This is a genomic window from Micromonospora sp. NPDC049230 (assembly GCF_040647875.1).
Taxonomy (GTDB): Bacteria; Actinomycetota; Actinomycetes; order Mycobacteriales; family Micromonosporaceae; genus Micromonospora.
In genome coordinates, this window is record NZ_JBEZCZ010000024.1 from 28,592 (window position 1) to 40,757 (window position 12,166).

At 71.4% G+C, this 12,166-nt stretch carries 12 protein-coding genes; 9 read left to right on the plus strand and 3 right to left on the minus strand.

All coding sequences use genetic code 11. The features are described from left to right. Positions 1–139 precede the first annotated feature (139 nt). A complete protein-coding gene (locus tag AB0A95_RS20300) occupies positions 140–844 on the plus strand; it encodes a hypothetical protein (RefSeq protein ID WP_357557312.1) in 705 nt (234 codons plus the stop codon). On the opposite strand, the gene AB0A95_RS20305 is transcribed toward AB0A95_RS20300, so the two are convergent. Beyond that, the gene (locus AB0A95_RS20305; protein WP_357557313.1) at positions 841–2,193 is read right to left on the minus strand and encodes a serine/threonine-protein kinase; all 1,353 of its coding nucleotides are present in this window, start codon (positions 2,191–2,193) and stop codon (positions 841–843) included. The two genes, AB0A95_RS20300 and AB0A95_RS20305, sit on opposite strands and share 4 nt — an antisense overlap. 60 nt (positions 2,194–2,253) lie before the next feature. Between AB0A95_RS20305 and AB0A95_RS20310 the strand changes: the two genes are divergently transcribed. Both AB0A95_RS20310 and AB0A95_RS20315 read left to right on the plus strand, forming a co-directional pair. After that, positions 2,254–2,802, plus strand: coding sequence for an RNA polymerase sigma factor (locus tag AB0A95_RS20310; RefSeq protein ID WP_357557314.1), 549 nt, complete (start codon positions 2,254–2,256; stop codon positions 2,800–2,802). Positions 2,803–2,978: 176 nt separating this feature from the next. Beyond that, positions 2,979–5,060, plus strand: a complete 2,082-nt coding sequence (locus AB0A95_RS20315) for a PQQ-dependent sugar dehydrogenase (RefSeq protein WP_357557315.1) — start codon at positions 2,979–2,981, stop codon at positions 5,058–5,060. Between the two features lie 19 nt (positions 5,061–5,079). Here the strand turns inward: AB0A95_RS20315 and helR are convergent, their stop codons facing one another. Further along, the gene (gene helR / locus AB0A95_RS20320) at positions 5,080–7,209 is read right to left on the minus strand and encodes an RNA polymerase recycling motor ATPase HelR (RefSeq protein ID WP_357557316.1); all 2,130 of its coding nucleotides are present in this window, start codon (positions 7,207–7,209) and stop codon (positions 5,080–5,082) included. Positions 7,210–7,381: 172 nt separating this feature from the next. After that, complete coding sequence (locus AB0A95_RS20325) at positions 7,382–7,762, minus strand: YccF domain-containing protein (protein WP_357557317.1); 381 nt, start codon at positions 7,760–7,762, stop codon at positions 7,382–7,384. Between the two features lie 156 nt (positions 7,763–7,918). Between AB0A95_RS20325 and AB0A95_RS20330 the strand changes: the two genes are divergently transcribed. From AB0A95_RS20330 to AB0A95_RS20355, 6 genes are all read left to right on the plus strand, one after another. Continuing rightward, positions 7,919–8,239: a type VII secretion target gene (locus AB0A95_RS20330; protein ID WP_357557318.1), complete on the plus strand. Its 321-nt coding sequence runs from the start codon at positions 7,919–7,921 to the stop codon at positions 8,237–8,239. Continuing rightward, positions 8,236–8,937, plus strand: a complete 702-nt coding sequence (locus AB0A95_RS20335; protein WP_357557319.1) for a hypothetical protein — start codon at positions 8,236–8,238, stop codon at positions 8,935–8,937. Before AB0A95_RS20330 ends, AB0A95_RS20335 begins: the two co-directional genes overlap by 4 nt. Positions 8,938–8,944: 7 nt before the next feature. Further along, positions 8,945–9,703 carry an EndoU domain-containing protein gene (locus AB0A95_RS20340; protein ID WP_357557320.1) on the plus strand — a complete coding sequence of 253 codons (759 nt, stop codon included), beginning with the start codon at positions 8,945–8,947 and terminating at the stop codon, positions 9,701–9,703. Then, on the plus strand, positions 9,700–10,302 hold the full coding sequence (locus AB0A95_RS20345) for a hypothetical protein (RefSeq protein WP_357557321.1): 603 nt from the start codon (positions 9,700–9,702) through the stop codon (positions 10,300–10,302). Before AB0A95_RS20340 ends, AB0A95_RS20345 begins: the two co-directional genes overlap by 4 nt. A gap of 118 nt (positions 10,303–10,420) precedes the next feature. Next, positions 10,421–11,026 carry a hypothetical protein gene (locus tag AB0A95_RS20350; RefSeq protein WP_357557322.1) on the plus strand — a complete coding sequence of 202 codons (606 nt, stop codon included), beginning with the start codon at positions 10,421–10,423 and terminating at the stop codon, positions 11,024–11,026. A gap of 163 nt (positions 11,027–11,189) precedes the next feature. Then, positions 11,190–12,122: a DUF4394 domain-containing protein gene (locus AB0A95_RS20355; RefSeq protein ID WP_357557323.1), complete on the plus strand. Its 933-nt coding sequence runs from the start codon at positions 11,190–11,192 to the stop codon at positions 12,120–12,122. Positions 12,123–12,166 lie beyond the last annotated feature (44 nt).

The following is a 12,166-nucleotide window of genomic DNA, read 5'->3' on the forward strand; positions in this document are numbered from 1 at the left end:
CAGGGTGGCAATGCCCTTGCGACCTGAGGAGGAGAGGCGTGCGCACCCGTGGTGGAAAGATCCGCGCGAGTCGCGTGAACCACCGCCCGTGTCGGGGCATCCCAGGTAGTGACAGATCCCGCAGAGGAAAGGACCACCCATGCGCGGCAAACTGCTCGTCGGTGTGGCACTCACCGTCACGGTCGGCGCCGGCTGCACCCCATCGGTCGACCGGCTCGACGGTGACGCGGGGCCCGCCGGTTCCGCCGCGGGCAGCGCCAGTCCGTCGGTGCCGGGCGCCCCGACGACCGCCAGCTCCGGCTCGGTTACGCCGGCCACCGTGAGCACCAGCCCGGCTGCTCCGGTGTCCGGCACCTCCGGACCCGCCACCCAGGCGAGCGAGATCCGGCGGACCGACTGGCCCAACGCGGTGATCCGCAAGCTGGGCTTCTGTGGCGAGTCCGACGACAGCGTGGCGTTCCGCAACGGGTCGAACGGGTTCGACGTGCCGTGCCGCATCCTGCCGGGTGGCGCGCAGCCGGTGTACGGCGAGTTCATCGTCGAGGAGCCGGCGAACGCACCGTCGACCGAGGACGCGCTCGTCCTCGTCGAACTGGGCAACCCGAACGCCGCGCGACGGCAGGCCCTCGTGCCCGTTCAGCTCTCCGACAACGGCCGGGGCCGCTACGCCTGGCCGGTCATCGGGGGAGACCAGCCCGGTTCCGGAGGCGTCAAGGTCATGACGTTCCTCTCGTACCGGTTGGTGGGCCAGAACGTGGAGGCCACCGTCCGCAGGCTCGACGGCGGCACCGAGACCCGCCGGTGGCGCAAGGCCGACGGCAGCGGCAACTGGGAACGGTACTAGGGTCCGCCCACGCGCAGCGTGCTGAGGATCTCGTCGGTGCGGTCCGCGCCCCCGCTCTGTCTGACCTGGACATAGACGTCGAGGGTGCCGCTGGCCGCGGTCAGGATGACCTCGCTGAAGGACGTCGTGGTGTTGGCGCACCGCGTCCAGCGCCGGACGCTCCCGCTGAGGCTGCCGACCGTGACCGTGCGGTCGGCAGCGCGGGTGCACCGGTTGTGGCCGGTCAGGGTGGGCGGGACCGTCGCGCCGGTGCGGGTCCGGCTCACCCCGACGAACACGCCGGGCGTGGGGCTGTTCGCGGTGGACCACACGGTGAGGTCGGGCCCGACGACCAGGCCCGGCTCGTGTGCGCCGGGCGGGCCGATCACCCCCGGTTTCCAGCCGCCGTCGCGGAGGTGCCGGGCCCAGTCGTCGGGCACGGCGACAGAGACGGTGCCGGTCACGTCGCGCACCCGTGTCCAGCCCGGCGGCGTGTCGGCGGCGGCGGACGAACTGGCCAGGACCAGCGTCGTGGCCGCCGCACCGACGGTGGTGAGGGCCCGGCGGGCGCGCTGCGGCGACCGCCGGGCCGGAGCCGTCCGCGCGGCGAGCAGGCCCTCCAACGCGGCGGCGTACGCGGCGGCACTCGGCCAGCGGCGGCCCGGCTCGCGATGCAGGGCCCGACGGACGACACGCTCGACGGCGGCGGGCACCCGGGCCGCTGTCTCCGCCGCCTGCCCCGGCGGCAGCCCGGTCACCATGTGCTGGGTGAGCGCGCCGATCGCGTAGACGTCGGCACGCGCGTCCAGCGCGCCGCCCGGGACGAGCTGCTCGGGTGCCATGTAGCCGGGCGTGCCGGCGACCAGGGTGAACCCGGAGGCGTGCGCGAGTGCCTTGGCCAGCCCCAGGTCGGCGACCAGCACCCGGCCTCCGGCGACCGGGGTGTCGAAGAGGACGTTGGAGGGCTTGAGGTCGCGGTGCAGCACGCCCCTGTCGTGCAGGACGGCCACCGCCCTGGCGATCTCGGCGGCGATCCGCAGCGCCTCGGGCACCGGCAGCGGACCGTCGGCCAGCCGCTCGGCGAGCGTGCCGCCACCGGCGTACGTCATCACCAGGTACGGCCGGCCGTCGGGCAGCTCGCCGATGTCCAGCACGCGGACCAGGTGGTCGGAGTCGACCTGGCGCATGAACCGGGCCTCCTGGCGGAAACGCGCCCGGATGTCGGCCCGCTGCGACCAGTTCTCGGCGAGCACCTTCACCGCCACCGGGGCCTGCAACTCGTCGTCGTACGCCAGCCACACGGTGGCGAACGCGCCGGCGCCGACGGGCCGTGCGACGCGGTACCGGCCGACCTGTGGCGGGATGGACACGGCCGTATTATCCGGCAGCCGCAACCGCGGTGTCGCACAGGGAGCGGGGGAGCGCCGACGTTGGACGGGTCGTCGATCGAGGAACTAGCACGCCGGGCAGCGGCCGGTGACAGCGCGGCACTTGAGGAGTTGCTGGCGGCGATCGGCCCGCGGGTGCTGGAGCAGTGCGGGCGGTTCCTGCCCTGCCGGCAGGACGCGGAGGAGGCGGCGCAGGACGCGTTGGTGCAGGTGGCCACGCACATCGAGCGATTCGAGGGGCGGTCGCTCTTCACGACCTGGCTGCACACCGTTGTCGCCAACTGCGCGCGGCAGACCTACCGGGCGCTGCGGCGACGGGCAGCCGAGCGGCCGAGCCCGCTGCTGCCCGTCGAGGTGGGCGATCCCCGTACGACGAGCGTCATCGCCGGGTCGCGTCTCGACCTGCTCGACGCGTTGGACAGGTTGGAGGCCCACCGGCCGGAGTTGGTGACGGCACTGGTGCTGCGCGACCTCTGTCAGCTGGACTACCAGGAGATCGCCGGGCAACTGGGCATTCCGGTCGGCACGTTGAAGTCCCGGATCCACCACGCCCGCAGACACGTCCGGGAGTCGTTGCGGGGCGGGGAGTAGGACGCGGCCCTTTCGGAAATGGCCCCGATCTGAGACTTTGTCGCTGATCGAGTGACATCGTTTGACATGCGCCGGCGGCCCATCTTGGATAGTCGATGTTCACACTCCGACCGGGTCGGGCGCCGGGCCCTCCGGCGCCGGGTCGGTCCGGTCGACGCCCCGATCCTGGAGGACGGATGTCAGCCATCGCGCGGTCCCACCCACGTCACTCCCGATGGCGACTGCTGCCGGCGGCGATGGCAGCGGCGACACTGCTGACCGTCGCGGTCGGCGTGCCGGCATCCGCCGCGGTCACCTCGACGGTGGTCAGCGCGGCGTCGGGCCGCTGCCTGGACGTCGTCGGCAACGTCCGCACCGCCGGTGCCGGCGTCAACATCTACGACTGCAACGGTCAGGCCAACCAGGCCTGGACCCTCACCTCGGCGGGTGAGCTGCGCGTCTACGACGAGACGATGTGCCTGGACGTGGTCGGTCAGGACACCACCGCGCCGGCCACGTTGCAGATCAACACCTGCACCGGTGGCGCCAACCAGCGCTGGCGGATCAACACCAACGGGACCATCGTCGGCGTCCAGTCCGGCCTGTGCCTGGACGTCAACGGCGGGGCCACCGCCAACAGCACCCTGGTTGGTCTCTGGACCTGCAATGGCCAGGCCAACCAGCGCTGGACGACGACGCTGGGCAGCGGTGACAGCCAGCCGCCCACGGCTCCGGGCAGCCCGCGGGTCAGTGGCCTGACGTGCAACTCCGTGACCTTCGCGTGGAACGCCTCGACGGACAACGTGGCTGTCGCCTTCTACGACATCTACCACGACGGCCAGTTGATGACGTCGGTGAGCGGCTCGACGCTGTCCACAAGCCTCACCGTGGTCGCCGGGGCGACCTGGGGCCTGTACGTCAACGCCCGGGACGCCGCCGGCAACGTGTCCCAGGCGAGCAGCACCGTGTCGATCACGCCCCCGCAGTGTCAGGCGGACACCCAGGCGCCGACCGCACCGCAACAGCTCAGCGGCACCGCGTCGGGCACCACTGTGACCCTGCGCTGGACCGCGTCGACCGACAACATCGGCGTCCGGGCGTACGACGTCTTCCGGGGTGGGGTGAAGGTCGGCACTGTCACCGGCGCTCCGCCGGCGACCACCTTCACCGACAGCGGGCTGGCGGCGAACACCGCCTACCAGTACTACGTGGTGGCCCGGGACGCGCAGGACAACGTCTCGTCGCGCAGCGCCACCGCGACGGTGACCACCGGCGCGGGCTGCGGCAACCCGGTGTGCGCGGTGCGTCAGGTCACCACCGACACCGACATCCCGTGGGGGCTGGCGACGTTGCCCGACGGCAGCGTCCTCTACAACCGCCGCGACGCGCACGACGTCATCCAGCTCAACCCCAGCACGGGGGCCAAGACCAACCTGGGCACGGTCCCGAACGTGCAGAGCACCGAGGGTGAGGGTGGCCTGCTCGGGCTCGCCGTCTCGGCCACCTTCACGAGCGACCGCTGGCTGTACATCATGCACACCTCGCCCAGCGACAACCGGATCGTGCGGATCAAGTTGGAGAACGGTCGCCTCAACACCTCCAGCGAGCAGGTGCTGATCAGCGGCATCCGGCGCAACAAGTACCACGACGGCGGCCGGCTGCGCTTCGGCCCGGACGGCAAGCTGTACGCCAGCACTGGCGACGCGCAGAACGGCAACTACGCGCAGGACCGGTCGGCCCTCGAAGGCAAGATCCTCCGCCTCAACCCGGACGGCACCGTCCCCTCGGACAACCCGTTCGGCAACTACGTGTGGAGCTACGGCCACCGCAACCCGCAGGGGCTGGCGTTCGACTCGCAGGGCCGGCTGTGGGAGCAGGAGTTCGGCAACTCGATCATGGATGAGACCAATCTGATCACGAAGGGCGGCAACTACGGCTGGCCGGCGTGCGAGGGCACCAGCGGCACCTGCGGCACCGCCGGGTTCATCGCGCCGGCACGCACCTACCCGACCGCGGAGGGGTCCTGCTCCGGCATCGCGATCGTGCGGGACGCGCTCTACGTGGCCTGTGCGCGGGGTGCCCGCATGTACCGCGCGGTGATCAGCGGCAGCAGCCTGACCAACGTGCAGACGTACTTCAACGGCACCTACGGCCGGCTGCGGACCGTGGAGCCGGCCCCCGACGGCGGCCTGTGGCTGACCACCACCACCGTCGGTGACAAGGACAGCACCCCGAACAACAGCAACGAGAAGATCCTGCACGTGACGCTGGGCAACTGACAGCCGCGACCCAGGCGGCTCAGCGACTCGTCAGGATGACGAGTCGCTGGGTCGCCCGGGTCATCGCGACGTAGCGGTCCACCGCCCCCTCGATGCCCGTGCCGAACGCCTCCGGGTCGACGAGGACGACCAGGTCGAACTCGAGTCCCTTGGCCTGCTCCGGGCTCAGCGATCGAACGCGGGACGTCGCCGGGAACGCCGGGTCGCCGATCACGCAGGCGGTTCCGTCGGCGTGCTCGGCGAGCCAGGCGTCGAGGATCGCGTCCAACTCGGCGGCCGATCCATACACGACGGGGAGCCCGGTGCCGCGGATGGAGGTCGGCACGTTGGCGTCCGGGAGCACGGCCCGGATGACCGGTTCGGCCTCCGCCATGACCTCCTCCGGGGTCCGGTAGTTGATGTTCAGCGAGGCCACCGTGATCCGGTCGAGCCCGATCCGTCGCAGGCGTTCCGGCCACGACTCGGTGAACCCGTGGCGGGCCTGGGCGCGGTCCCCGACGATGGTGAAGCTGCGCGACGGGCACCGGGCCAGCAGCATCTGCCACTCGGCGTCGGTCAGCTCCTGGGCCTCGTCCACGACGATGTGCGCGAACGGGCCGGCGAGCAGGTCCGGGTCGGCGGCGGGCCCCGCGGAGTCGTCGGCCAGGACGTCCCGCAGATCCTGCTGGCGCAGCATCGTCAGCAGGCCCTCACCGTCGTCGTAGGTATCGGCCGCGAGCAGTTCGTCGACGACCCTGGCCCGGTGCTCGCGTTCCACGGCGGCGGCGGGGTCGTGCCGTCGCGGACGCTCCGAGGCGTCGCCGAGGCGCCGCCGGGCCGCGTCCAACAGCGGCAGGTCCGACACGGTCCAGGCCCGGGCGTCGTCGCGTTGCAGCGTCCGGACCTCCGCCGGGCTGAGCCAGGGCGCGCAGGTGCGCAGGTACGCGGGCACCGACCACAGGTCTCCCACCAGGTCGGCGGCGTCCAGCAACGGCCAGGCGCGGTTGAAGGCGGTGCGCAGCTCCCGGTTGCGCAGCAGCGCTCGACGCAGTGCGTCGTCCGGCTCGTCGCCGCCGTGCCTGTCGACGAGGATCGTGAGCAACTCCGCCCAGACCTCGTCGCGCGCCTCGTTGTGTGGGGTGCCCGGTCCCGGTGCCTGGAACGCGTCGGCCCAGTCGTCGGCGCCCAGCCAGATGTCGCCCTCCTCGGTCGTGACGGTCATCGGCTTGACCGGTGGGTCCTCGTAGAACCGGACCGCCGCGTCGATCGCCCGGACCAGGTCCGCGGAGGACTTCAGCCGGGCCACGTCCGGGTCCTCTTCGACGGTCGCCGCGGCGCCCTCCCCGACGAGGTCCCGCAGGGTGCAGGTCTGCACGTCCTCCTCGCCGAGGCTGGGCAGGACGTCGGCGACGTAGGCCAGGTAGGGCTGGTGTGGCCCGACGAAGAGCACCCCACCCCGGCGCTGACCCAGCCGAGGATCGGAGTAGAGCAGGTAGGCGGTGCGGTGCAGCGCGACAACTGTCTTGCCGGTGCCCGGGCCACCGTCGACGACGAGCGCGCCGGCCGACCCCGCGCGGATGATGGCGTCCTGGTCGGCCTGGATCGTGCCGAGCACGTCCCGCATCCGGCTCGACCGCGCGCCGCCCAGGCTGGCGATGAACGCGGACTGGTCGTCGAGCGCGACGGCGTGCCCCACGAACCCGTCCGGGGTGAAGACCTCGTCCCAGTAGTCGCTGATCCGGCCGCGCGTCCACCGGTACCGGCGACGGCTCGCCAGGCCCATCGGGTTGGCGTGGGTCGCGCCGAAGAAGGGCTCGGCGGCGGGAGAGCGCCAGTCGAGCAGCAGCCGCCGACCCGCGCTGTCGGTGAGGCCGCGACGTCCCACGTACACGGGCTCGGGGTCGTCGGTGCCGACCACGTGGCCGAGACACAGGTCCAGGCCGTAGCGACTCAGCGCCCGCAGGCGACCGGTCAGCCGGCGGATCTCCTCGTCCCGGTCCATCGCCTGCCGGCCCTTGCCGCCGGGCGCCAGGCGCTCGGCGGCAAGGCGCTCGGACAGCTCGGCGTTCAGGTGGGCGAGGCTTTCCGCCATCGTCGCGAAGTGCTGCTCGTCGCGGGCGATCAGCGTCGGGTCGGCCTTGGGGGCGAGGTGACCGGGAAGGTCGAACACGGAGGGAGGCTGGGAACTCAAATGATGACTTCCATTTCGGCAGAATCTGGTCTCGGCCGACGATTTTGCGGCACGACCCGGGTCTTGCCGCAAGCCCCCCAGTGCGCTATATGTTAGAAGTGGCAGGGGGCCGGGTGCCCCCGTTTCCCGAGCTCAGGGCGCTTTTCCGAACTCAGGGCGCGTCGACGACCTCCCGACCGAGGGGCCAGAACGCCGCCGGCACGAGCTTGAAGTTGGCGATGCCAAACGGGATTCCGATGATCGTCACGCAGAGGGCGACACCGGCGAGGATGTGCGACAGCGCCAGCCACCAGCCCGCCAGCACCAGCCAGAGGATGTTCGCCAACCCGGAGGCGACGCCCGCGCCGGGCTTCGGCGCCAGGGTGCGGCCGAAGGGCCACAGCGAGTAGACGGCGAGGCGCAGCGACGCGACGCCGAACGGGATGGTGACGACCAGGACGAAGCAGATCAGGGCGGCGACGCCGTACCCGACCGCCAGCACGATGCCGCCGCCGAAGATGAGCCACAGCACGTTCAGTACGAAGCGAATCACCTCTTCAGCATGAGCGATGGTCGCCACCCGGACGCGCGGGTGCTGTCGCCGCCGTGGGGCCACGCCGAAGGTGAGCGCTTGTTACACTCCGCCATTGATGATCATGGGCGGTGTGGCGCGGCGAGCTGACGGCCACCGAGGGTGGCGGTGATTCTGGTGAACGACGGGTTCGCGGTCGACGCGGACGAGATCCGTGCCCACGCGCGCAACATCGAGGCGCTGGCGGGGCGCTTCGCGGCGGTGCGGGCGGCCAGCGCCCACATCACCCAGGACGACTCGGCGTACGGGTTGCTGTGCGGCTGGATCTCCGGAGTCCTGGCGGACAAGCACGCTCGGCAGGACGAGTTGTTCGCCGCCGTCGAGGAGAATCTGACGCTTGCCGCCTCGGGGCTGCGCCAGACCGCCGACGGCTACGACACTGTCGACGGCGACAACGCCGCGCTGATGAGCGGCGTGGAAAGCCAGCTGGCCCGATGACCGACCTGTCACTCGTCGCCGACGTCACCTCCACGCGGGAGGTCTGGACGGGCGCCTCCCTGGCCGACAGTGTCGAGGGTCTGGTCGACGCGATCAGGAGTGAGGGCTGGGTCGACGACCTGCTCGCGGGTGCCGCGTTCGGGCTCGACGCGGCGGTGACGGTGCTGGATCCGTTCAGCGCGCTGCTCGCCAACGGCCTGGGCTGGGCGATGGAATACTTCGAGCCGCTGCGGGAGATGCTCGACCAGCTCACCGGCATGCCCGACGTGGTCGCCGCGCACGCCGCCACCTGGGACAACATGGCCGCCGAGCTGCACAGCATGGCCAACGACCTGCGGGCGCACCTCGACGCCGACCTGCCCGAGTGGTACGGGCAGGCCGCGCTGGCCTACCACGGCCTGATGGACCACAACGTCGAGGCCCTCGGCGGGCTCGGTGCGGTCTCCGCCGCGATGGCCGCGGCAACCGAGGGTGCCGGCAACCTGGTGGCCTTCACCCGCGACATCGTGCGCGACCTCATCGCCGACCTGGTGGCACGCGTGATCGTCTGGGCGGTCGAGGCGATCTTCGTCGTCACGATCCCGGTCATCGCCGCGCAGATCACGGCCGCCGTCGTCAAGTGGGCCGGGCGCATCCTCATGTACGTCGGCGCGTTGATCACCAGCCTGACCAACCTCACCCGCATCCTGAACGGATAAGGCGTCCATGGCGAAGCCCGGAAAACCCGGCGGCGGCAGCGGCGGCACGGGTGGCGGCGGCGGCAAACCCCCGAAGAGCTACGGCGGCATCAACGCCGGCAAGGGCATCGCCAGTGCCCAGCAGGCCACCGGCCAGGCGGCGCAGCAGGGCCATCCGCCCGGGGCCGGTCAGGGCCCCGGCAGCACCAGGCCGGTGAGGCCGACCCGACCTCCCGCGCCGACCAAGCCACCGACGGCGGGCGGCATCCACCACAGCGACGCGTCGCGGAAGCACATCATCGAGGGCGACGGTGGCCGACAGGGCGGTCACCTCGCGGGCACCGGCTTCTCCAACAAGACGGAGTTCCCGAAGAGCTGGGACGAGGCCAAGATCCTCGATGCCGCGCACCAGGTGACGCAGCAGGGGCCGCCGAACAAGGGGCCATATCCCACCAAGGACGCGGACGGCAACCCGGCGTGGGCCTACGACTACGTCGGCGTCGTCGATGGTGTGCAGGTCAAGACGACGGTGCTCGCCGACGGTGAGATCCGCACCGCCTTCCCGCCGGACCGGACCAACCCGGGCGTCATCAGCAACCCCCCGGCGCCGAACCCCGCCCCGCAGGGAATCCCGATGGGCAATCCGCCCCGTTACAGTAATCCGGACGTCGGCGGCGACGGCAGTTGGACCTGGGAAGGCCCGAAGGGCAACAAGATCATTAGAGTGGTCCAGGACGACCAGGGCAACGTCACACGGACCGAACTCGGCGACTACAAGAAGAAATGAACACCATGGATGCGCAGACGTACGCGACGGTCGCCGAGGTGTGCCGGCGGCTCGTGGGCCGGCTTCCCGACGACGTCCTCGGCACCGTGCGGGAGCAGTACGCCGCGGGTGAGTTCGACCTGGCCGACGCCACCCTCCTGCTCAGCCTGGCGTACTACGGCGTCGGGATCACCAGCGCGGAACTGGCGCTCCTGCGCACCGTCGTCGGTGAGCCCGACGGCCCCGACCTGGCCGACGTGCCGGTCGTCGCGGAGGTGCCGCCACTGGCGTACCTGTTCAGCCCCGACGGCCCCCCGGACGCGCCCAACCCGGTGCCGGCCGACACCCTCCTGGCCGCCGACGCCCCACGCCGCCACGGACGCAGCCTGCACCGCGCCTGGCGGACACCACTGGACGGCGCACCGGACGCGGCGGCGTGGACGTACGTGCTGCGGGTGACCGAGGGCACCGATGAGCTCTCGACGTACTCGGGCGTCATGTCGACGCTCTGGGTCTCGTTGCGGCAGAAGTGGCCGGTGGAGGTCATCGCCGGCGACTCACCGCGGACGCCCTACCAGGAGGCCGCGTTGGCCGCCGCCCAGGTGATCTGGCGCGCCTGAGGGGCCTGCGCCCCCGACCGGGGGTCGGCTCGGTGGAAAACCTGAGACGGAAGTCGGGGGCCGGGCGAGGGATCTTCCCGGAGCCGGCCGGGGCACCGCGGACCAGATGATGGTCGGCATGAGACGCGCAGCGCTGTACGTCCTCGCCGGACCCGTCGGGATCGCCGCCTACGGCCTGGTACGCCTGTGGGCACGAGCCGACGACGTGTACGGCCCCGGGCTCGACTGGCAGGCCGCGCACCTGGTCGCCCTCGCCGGCATGGTGTGCTTCGTCCCGGGTGTGCTCGCGCTGTCGGGCCTCCTGCCCCGCAGCCCCTGGCGCACCGGCGTGGTGACCCTCACGATGGTGGGGCTCGCCGCGACGATGGTCCAGTTCGGCGCCGACATCGTGGCGGGTCTGCTGGCCGCCGACCGGGCGGAGATGTCGGCGCTCGGCGCGGACTTCAAGGACATCCCCGGCGTCGAGATCGCCTTCTACGACGTCGTGCCCCAGTTCTTCTTCCTCGGCCTTGTCCTCCTGGCGGGCATGCTCGCCGCGAGACGGCGGCTGCCGTGGTGGAGCGTGCCGCTGCTGGTCGCCGGCATCGTCCTGCCGGTGGTCACCCTCGACCTGCTTCCCGTCGCCGGCCTGGCCATGCTCGTGGCACTCGCGCCGGCGCTGCCGGCCCTCCGGGAACGGCAGGACGCGACGGTGACGGTGGACCGCATCCCGTCGCGCCGTTGAGGACGATTCGGATAGTACGTGATCCGACAGCAACTTCTGGGGCGGCTGTATAGCGTCTGACCTGGGCAAACGTTTCGAATGGATCGAGCGGGACGCCCCTACTCCGATGCCACTGCCGGGCATTCCCCGTACCTCGCGCAAGGAAGGCCCTCCCATGCATCGCATGATCCATCGACTACTGCTCCTGACCGGCACGGCCGTCGTCATCGGAATGCTGACGACCACGGCGGGCGCCGCGGCCCGGCCGGGCAGCGCCCCGTCGGTGCGTACCTCGTTTCCCGGTCTGGCGTCGTCGAACGCCGGCTCCTGCACCATCCTCTGGGAGTTGCTCAACGCTGGCGGCCGCAACGGTCGGGTGGCGGTCGGTCTGACCGAGGACCAGCAGCTTCTGAAGTTCGCCGCCAACCGACCGGGGTTGGCCTGCGTGATCGGCACCGTGGACCTGCCCGGCACCGAGAACCTCGTGGGCATCGACTACCGGGTCCAGGACGGCCGGCTCTACGGCGTCGGCGACAGCGGCGGCATCTTCACCCTGTCCACAAGCAACGCGGTCGCCACGAAGGTCAGCCAGCTGACGATCCCCCTCAGCGGGTCGTTCTTCGGCGTCGACTTCAACCCGGCCGCCGACCGGCTGCGCATCATCAGCGACGTGGGCCAGAATCTGCGGCACAACGTCAACGTCGGCGGCGTCACCCTCGCCGACGGCACCCTCACCTACCCGCCTGCGGTCACCGCCGCCCCCGGGCTGACCGCGGCGGCCTACACGAACGTCGACCTCGATCCCAGCACCGCGACCACGCTGTTCGATGTCGACACCAACCTCGACCAGGTCGCGCTACAGTCCCCGGCCAACGCCGGCCAGCTCGTCGCCACCGGCAGCCTGGGCGTGGCCGCCAACCCACGGGCCGGCTTCGACATCCACAGCACCCTGCGTGGCGGGCGAGCGGTGAGCAACAACGCCTACGCCGTCCTCAACGGCGGCTTCCCCAGCCAGGTGTACCAGATCGACCCGCTCACCGGCACGGCCCAGCTGACCGGTGGCTTCGCCGTGAAATACCTGGTCATCGACCTCGCGCTGCGCCTCAACCAGCAGTAGACCCCCGGCGTCCGGCAGGGGCGGCCGACCTTCGGGTGGGCCGC

Bases quoted from the DNA above. Each gene is read 5' to 3' on its own strand.
- AB0A95_RS20300 (WP_357557312.1), top strand. From the start codon at position 140: ATGCGCGGCAAACTGCTCGTCGGTGTGGCACTCACCGTCACGGTCGGC.
- AB0A95_RS20315 (WP_357557315.1), top strand. From the start codon at position 2,979: ATGTCAGCCATCGCGCGGTCCCACCCACGTCACTCCCGATGGCGACTG.
- AB0A95_RS20335 (WP_357557319.1), top strand. From the start codon at position 8,236: ATGACCGACCTGTCACTCGTCGCCGACGTCACCTCCACGCGGGAGGTC.
- AB0A95_RS20340 (WP_357557320.1), top strand. From the start codon at position 8,945: ATGGCGAAGCCCGGAAAACCCGGCGGCGGCAGCGGCGGCACGGGTGGC.
- AB0A95_RS20345 (WP_357557321.1), top strand. From the start codon at position 9,700: ATGAACACCATGGATGCGCAGACGTACGCGACGGTCGCCGAGGTGTGC.
- AB0A95_RS20350 (WP_357557322.1), top strand. From the start codon at position 10,421: ATGAGACGCGCAGCGCTGTACGTCCTCGCCGGACCCGTCGGGATCGCC.
- AB0A95_RS20355 (WP_357557323.1), top strand. From the start codon at position 11,190: ATGATCCATCGACTACTGCTCCTGACCGGCACGGCCGTCGTCATCGGA.